The sequence below is a fragment of the Moorena sp. SIO2C4 genome (genome assembly GCF_010672485.1).
GTDB classification, from domain to species: Bacteria; Cyanobacteriota; Cyanobacteriia; order Cyanobacteriales; family Coleofasciculaceae; genus Moorena; species Moorena producens.
The window spans coordinates 1-5,382 of sequence record NZ_JAAHGN010000494.1 but is presented as its reverse complement, the minus strand read 5'-3'; the positions used below and the strand labels follow the sequence as shown (position 1 = coordinate 5,382).

The 5,382-nt window shown below is 44.7% G+C and carries 7 protein-coding genes and 1 pseudogene; 6 read left to right on the top strand and 2 right to left on the bottom strand.

Annotation, left to right across the window (positions count from 1 at the left end; translation table 11 throughout):
- Together F6K20_RS22780 and F6K20_RS22775 are read left to right on the top strand one after the other, a co-directional pair.
- Nucleotides 1-385: pseudogene (locus F6K20_RS22780) on the top strand (transposase); the annotation flags it as partial.
- Entirely contained in the window at nt 375-764 is a 390-nt protein-coding gene (locus tag F6K20_RS22775; RefSeq protein WP_008181674.1) for a hypothetical protein, read from the top strand. The pseudogene F6K20_RS22780 and the gene F6K20_RS22775, both read left to right, overlap by 11 nt.
- A gap of 169 nt (nt 765-933) precedes the next feature.
- Here the strand turns inward: F6K20_RS22775 and F6K20_RS22770 are convergent, their stop codons facing one another.
- Nucleotides 934-1,692: a cation diffusion facilitator family transporter gene (locus F6K20_RS22770; protein ID WP_008181676.1), complete on the bottom strand. Its 759-nt coding sequence runs from the start codon at nt 1,690-1,692 to the stop codon at nt 934-936.
- A gap of 17 nt (nt 1,693-1,709) precedes the next feature.
- Entirely contained in the window at nt 1,710-1,838 is a 129-nt protein-coding gene (locus F6K20_RS22765) for a hypothetical protein (protein WP_008181679.1), read from the bottom strand.
- Nucleotides 1,839-2,401: 563 nt separating this feature from the next.
- On the opposite strand from F6K20_RS22765, the gene F6K20_RS22760 reads away from it, so the two are divergent.
- The 4 genes from F6K20_RS22760 to F6K20_RS22745 all read left to right on the top strand — a co-directional run bounded on the left by F6K20_RS22760 (nt 2,402) and on the right by F6K20_RS22745 (nt 5,247).
- The gene (locus tag F6K20_RS22760) at nt 2,402-2,617 is read left to right on the top strand and encodes a hypothetical protein (protein ID WP_044492515.1); all 216 of its coding nucleotides are present in this window, start codon (nt 2,402-2,404) and stop codon (nt 2,615-2,617) included.
- Between the two features lie 145 nt (nt 2,618-2,762).
- A complete protein-coding gene (locus F6K20_RS22755) occupies nt 2,763-2,957 on the top strand; it encodes a hypothetical protein (RefSeq protein WP_229414402.1) in 195 nt (64 codons plus the stop codon).
- A gap of 34 nt (nt 2,958-2,991) precedes the next feature.
- Nucleotides 2,992-3,345, top strand: a complete 354-nt coding sequence (locus F6K20_RS22750; protein ID WP_287296117.1) for a hypothetical protein — start codon at nt 2,992-2,994, stop codon at nt 3,343-3,345.
- A 372-nt stretch (nt 3,346-3,717) separates the two neighbouring features.
- Nucleotides 3,718-5,247, top strand: coding sequence for a glycoside hydrolase family 9 protein (locus tag F6K20_RS22745; protein ID WP_008181690.1), 1,530 nt, complete (start codon nt 3,718-3,720; stop codon nt 5,245-5,247).
- Nucleotides 5,248-5,382: the final 135 nt, after the last annotated feature.

The following is a 5,382-nucleotide window of genomic DNA, read 5'->3' as shown; positions in this document are numbered from 1 at the left end:
CGCCTTCAAAGACTATCGGGAAATGTTGGAACAAGGCAGAGGGCTATGCGGTGAAGGGGTTAAGGTGATATTGCTAGCAGACCGAGGCTTTGTCCACACCGATTTGATTAGGTTAACTACTCAATGTGGCTGGCATTATCGGATTCGTGTGAAAAAGGATACTTGGATTTGGCGGAAGGGCATTGGCTGGTGCCAGCTTCAAGACTTTCATTTCAAACACGGAGCTGCCTTGTGCTTTCACAATGTCAGGTTGCATAAAGAACAAAGGTACGGTTGGGTCCATCTCATCTTTGGTCGCAACAATGTCAATGGTGAGTTTTGGGCGATTGTTAGCGATGAAAAGACGACCCTCCAAACATGCGCAGGAATATGGAATGCGATTTGATATTGAAGAAAACTTCTTGGATGATCAGTCCAATGGCTGGAATGTGCACAAGTCGAAAATTCGTTCTGTGTCTGCCCTATCTCGGTTATGGTTTATCTTAGCTGTAGCCACGCTGTATGTCACGGCAGTTGGAGTTGAGGTCGTCAAGACTGGCAAACGTCGGTGGGTCGATACCCATTGGTTTCGAGGCAACAGCTACTTTCGTATTGGTTGGGAGTGGGTCAAATCTGCCTTAGCCAATGGCTGGAAACTTATTCATCAGGTACGTTTCACCTCTAATTACGACCCTGACCCAGCCATGGCCTCCCGCAAACAACATCAGAAAAGGTACTATCGACTCGAATTTAAGGTAAAAACCTACGATTATGCTTTTCATTAAGTTTTGTCAGTCAACCAGATGGGCTACGTCACAGGCTTCTAGCCTGTGCCACAAAGCTGACGGCTGACGGCTGACCGCTGACCACTGACCGCTGACCGCTGACCGCTGAATGCTTACCTAAAAATTCACGAAAAATATCAGATCAAATTCAATAACTGTCCAGGAATTTTCAATCCTCTTTGAGTTTTATCAAAGACACTAAATCGGTCTTTCCTAACTCTAGCCAGCCTGACTGTTGAGGGAGTTTTTCTATCGCCATCGTCTTAGTTGTTGATGATTCCCTAAATAATTTTTCCAGAGTTTGCTGCAGTAGAGGAAGAGTACTTAAGCCAATCAAAATAGCTACACTAAAGCTGATGATCGCATCCGCCTGAGGCCAGTTGAAAATCCCAACTGCTAAAGCAGCTATTATCGTGCCGATTGAGCTAACTACGTCCGCCAGTACGTGCAAAAACGCACCACGCAAATTGATATCTTGCTCGGTATTTTCCCCTAGCCAATAGAGGTTAATGCTGTTGATCACTACGCCAATTAACGCAGTGACTAGCATCGGCAAACTGAGGATTTCCTCAGGTGTCCCTTGCAGATGGGCGATCGCTTCTCGCCCAATCCATACAGACATAGCCACTAGACCGATACTATTGATCAGACCAGCTAAAACTTCAATTGGTTGATTGCTCATTTGCTTTCGAGACTTCGAGGAGCGTTGAGCCAGCCATGCAGCAAGCAAAGCAATACTCATTGCTACAATATCTGCCAGCATGTGAGCGGAATCAGCTTTGAGAGTTAAACTGTGGCTAACAAAGCCCACAACCATTTCGAGTAAAGCAAAGATTGTGATTAATACAATCACCCTCTTCAACCGCTGAACTTTACCCAGAGATACGCTGGTCTGGCACAAACAACCTAATCTGTTGCAATTGAGCATAGTTTCAATAACTTTGGTTAGTCAACTGGGAAAATAGTCTTGCCTCGGAAAATCGTTTCCTGCACCTCGATATCAATGATATCCATTGGCTCAACCTCCATGGTATGTTCATAAATAATAACAAAATATGAAACAAATATTGTCATAGATATTTCCCTGATTAATTTTTCTGTAGCGACCGCAATTATTTGCCTACTACAACGTGATGTTTATCTGAATTAAAACTTGTGAACACAAGTTTATTCAATGTTTTAAACACTAATTCATACTGTTGTCAAGCTCATGACGTCTTCCAACAATATGAGCCTCAAATACCATATAGCAAAACAAGTTTTTTTGTCAAGCTTTAGCTTTCTTTAAAAATTGCATTTTAAGGAATTAGATTTGAGATAGTACCAAAGTCTATAAACGCTTTACTATGCTTAACTTCCCGCCGTTTAAGTTACCTCAAAAAGTTGATAACATCACTACTTTATTAATTAAATTTTCACAACTAATTAGCATAGTCAGTACGTAAAACACCGTCAGGCGAACAACAAAAATACTCTGACGCTACTCCCAAATTAGTTTTTTAAGTTTTTTAACGGTTGAATCCTATTTAAAGTTTTTGTGTTATCTTAAAAGTAAGGAGATACAAAGAAGCCAGCGCAAAGATTACACGACTGGCGCTGGCTTATGGGTCCTCCCCTTAGACAAGGAGATAAATCCTATGTTAAAACCAATTCACCCTGATGGTGAGGGTCACCCCTACCACGAAAACGATGCTCGGTACGAGCCGCTATGGGATGCTCGGTACGAGCCGCTACGCGATCGCATTCCCTCGAAACCCCATGATCACCAACTTGACTGGGGTACTGAACTAGCCATCACCGTACTGGCCCCGGCACAAGACATAGAAACTCTAGCAGTAGAGGACGCCTTATGAAAAAGCCCCGTCCTCTAACCGAAAAAGACCGAGCCTTAATCCAGCGCTACAGTAACTGCCAAATTGCTATGACACCACAACAGGTGCGACCCGTGGCGAATTGAATTCGCCAAGGTCAAGCGCACCTAAGTTTTATGGGAAATGGTTGGTTACTTACGAAGTCATAGCCTGTATTTGCTCCCGTAGCGATGCCACAGTACAGCGCTGGTTTGCCAGAGGTGATAACTATCGCTCTCCCATGCCCATCGATTTGTACCATCTGGCCATAATGGACTTCCTTCTAGAGAATTTTGAGGAAATGCCGGAAAAACTCAAGAATTTCCTCTGTCCGCCAGATTAACAAGATGGGGCGGGGGCGCGGGGAGGGTGGGGAGATGGGGTGTGGTAAGTGTGGTAAGTGTGGTAAGTGTGGTAAGTGTGGGGAGTGTGGGGGGCGCGGGAAGTTATATGAGCAACTGGCTCCTCAAGACGGCGCTACCTTCCAGCTCCGTTCGCACCTCAAGCAGCGTCTGGCTCTGCCAGTAAGCGTGGCCCACAACCTTAGCTCCCTGTTCCCAGATCCGCTGTTCCCTAAGAGTAGGGCAAGAGGCAAGAGGCAAGAGTTAATAAAGTATAGCGCTGCATCACTACTCCCTGTTCCCAGATCCGCTGTTCCCTGTTCCCTAAAATCCAAAAATTTTGTACCGAACCCAATTGAAAACTGCTTAGTTCAAGATACTGTGTGTTAGGGATTTTAATTCTTTACTAAAAATTCACAATAACTTCTAGTTTTATTTAACACTAATATCCTGACAGTTGTAAGCTAATATTAGCTATCGTTACAAAACAAAACTATTTCGGTGTAGCCATTAAGAGTAGTACTACTCAAATTTAAAGTGCTTTTGTCAATCAAATATGAGGCCCTATTATCTCCTTTATTGACGGGGAATTAGAGGCTAGTTCATTGTCCCTGTATTAAACAGGGGTAATTTAACTTGTTTTGTTGTTTTTATCTTCATAAACAACAAAAAATGGTAATTTGACCTGTTTCGTTTTCCCAGTATTAAACAGGGGTAATTTGACTTGCTTTGTTATCAAAGATTACTAATTTTTAATGACTAATGAATGAATCTACTCCTGTTCAACTCGACTCATCCAATGGAAATGGTGAGACTGTACCCAGTATCATCAACACCAATGTTTCACCACAGTTCAACTATGCTGACGCTGTCGAAAAGTCCTTCTTATTTTATGAAGCTCAGCGCTCCGGTAAACTTCCTGAGGACAATCGCATCCCATGGCGCGGGGATTCTGCTCTCAACGATGGTGCTGATGTAGGAGTTGACCTCACTGGCGGTTATTACGATGCTGGAGACCACGTCAAGTTCGGCTTCCCCATGGCTGCTGCCATGACTATGCTAGCTTGGGGGGCAATCGAATATGAAGATGCCTACCAGCACATGGGTCAATGGGATGAGGCTTTGGATGCGATTAAGTGGGGTACCGATTACATACTCAAAGCCCACATCACAGACAGTAACGGTCAAACCGAAGAATTCTGGGCACAGGTTGGATCCGGTGACATCGACCATAGCTTCTGGGGACCGCCGGAAACCATGACCATGGTGCGACCAGCGTACAAAATTGATCCTTTAAATCCCGGTTCTGACCTAGCTGGTGAATCTGCTGCGGCCTTAGCTGCTGCCTCAATTGCCTTCCAATCCACAAACAACAGTTACGCTAATCAACTACTCAATAACGCGAAAGCCCTATTTGACTTTGCCGAGACCTATCAAGGTAACTACTCTGACTCTATCCCCGATGCTGCTATTTTCTACAATTCTTGGAGTGGCTACGAAGACGAACTGGCCTGGTCTGCAACTTGGCTGTACAAAGCAACCGGTGACCAGACCTACTTGGATAAAGCCGAAAGCTACTACCTAGGTATTGATCCTACTCAGACTCAATCCTGGGATCAAAAAGTCCATGGTACTGGCATCCTTCTTGCTCAGGAAACTGACCAGGATAGGTACCGTATCGAAGTAGAACGCTGGCTGGACTACTGGAGTGACGATAGTGGTGAAGGTATCGAATATACTGAGGGTGGACTAGCTTGGTTCAATGACTGGGGTTCCCTACGATATGCTGCCAATACCGCTTTTCTTGCTGGTATTTATAGTGATACCGTTAATGATGGTAATGGTCGTTACTCCGATTTTGCGGCTGATCAAATTGACTACATTCTTGGGGATAATCCCAACAATTTCAGTTATGTCGTCGGTTTTGGCCACAATTCTCCCAAGAATCCCCACCATCGTGGAGCCCATGGTTCTACCACCAATGACATCGAATCACCAACGGACAACCTCAACATTCTCTATGGTGCATTGGTAGGTGGTCCCTCTGAACCAGAGGATAATGCCTATGTCGATGATCGAACTAACTATGCCATTAATGAAGTCGCTCTTGACTACAACGCTGGCTTCACTGGTGCTCTTGCCCGTATGTACCGTGAACAGAACCAACTCAGTCTGGGTTCTAACCTTGAACCAGTAGTGTCTACAGTAGATCCGATCACTAACTTAATATTTGAACCAGTAGTGTCTACAACTAACTCAATAATTGAACTGTCCCCCGCCGGGGAATTCTAAACGGTTGTTATATAGCAGTCGCCAGGGCAGTTAGGACATCGACATTAGTCTCACACCCTTTGTAAGCGATGCAGAGGTGCGACCCGTGGCGAATTTAATTCGCCAACGGAAAGCGCACCTAAGCGGTCTTGGGGG

What these genes read in the sequence shown, in the direction of transcription:
- F6K20_RS22765 (WP_008181679.1), bottom strand. Translation starts at nt 1,838, where the DNA reads ATGACAATATTTGTTTCATATTTTGTTATTATTTATGAACATACCATG.
- F6K20_RS22760 (WP_044492515.1), top strand. Translation starts at nt 2,402, where the DNA reads ATGTTAAAACCAATTCACCCTGATGGTGAGGGTCACCCCTACCACGAA.
- F6K20_RS22750 (WP_287296117.1), top strand. Translation starts at nt 2,992, where the DNA reads ATGGGGTGTGGTAAGTGTGGTAAGTGTGGTAAGTGTGGTAAGTGTGGG.
- F6K20_RS22775 (WP_008181674.1), top strand. Translation starts at nt 375, where the DNA reads ATGCGATTTGATATTGAAGAAAACTTCTTGGATGATCAGTCCAATGGC.
- F6K20_RS22745 (WP_008181690.1), top strand. Translation starts at nt 3,718, where the DNA reads ATGAATGAATCTACTCCTGTTCAACTCGACTCATCCAATGGAAATGGT.
- F6K20_RS22770 (WP_008181676.1), bottom strand. Translation starts at nt 1,692, where the DNA reads ATGCTCAATTGCAACAGATTAGGTTGTTTGTGCCAGACCAGCGTATCT.